1 rRNA gene is annotated in these 348 nt (G+C 43.7%); it reads left to right on the forward strand.

From position 1 onward, the window contains the following. Window positions 1-256: 256 nt before the first annotated feature. Window positions 257-348: ribosomal RNA gene (gene rrf, locus ACSLUR_RS19140) — 5S ribosomal RNA — on the forward strand; the annotation flags it as partial.

The raw sequence follows: 348 nt of genomic DNA on the forward strand, positions 1-348 counted from the left end.
GACGTTGATAGGTCAGGTGTGTAAGGGTTGTGAGGCCTTGAGCTAACTGATACTAATTGCCCGTGAGGCTTAACCATACAACACCCAAATGGTTTTGTAGACTGACAAAAGAGTCGATGAACAACATTCATCCATGAATAACATCGACATTAGTGCATCCATGCACGTCATCACGTACTAACGTGTGCTTGAACAAGATATATAAAAATGTTTTCCAGATTGTAATTTACTGCCAAGGCAGTAAATAAAAGTTTCGCCTAGCGACAATAGCGTTGTAGAACCACCTGACCCCATGCCGAACTCAGAAGTGAAATGCAACTGCGCCGATGGTAGTGTGGGAGGTCCCAT

The organism is Thalassotalea montiporae (genome assembly GCF_053485855.1).